We start from the raw sequence: 235 nt of genomic DNA on the forward strand, positions 1-235 counted from the left end.
CGGAGTAATTCACATCAACGTGAATCAGCGAAACTTTCGCGTTGTAGGGACGTGCCATGGATACCGCTTTATCAACCAGCACTTTGCTCTCCGGGGAGAGGTCTACCGCGATGAGAATGTGTTTGTAAGCCATAGTGTTACTCCTTCCTTAAGTTATCGATGACTAAATGGGAAAGCCGTCGTCTGATGCTTTCATTACGGCCCAGTTAAACATATTTTTCAAGCTTTGGTGTTG

General features: G+C 45.5%; 1 protein-coding gene. It reads right to left on the reverse strand.

Translation table 11 applies throughout. The features are described from left to right. Nucleotides 1-133 (reverse strand): universal stress protein (locus ACZ2IA_RS23305; RefSeq protein ID WP_470294951.1); only part of this gene is annotated, 133 nt, incomplete at its 3' end. Nucleotides 134-235: the final 102 nt, after the last annotated feature.

This window comes from Crenobacter sp. CS_VA4 (assembly GCF_055597485.1).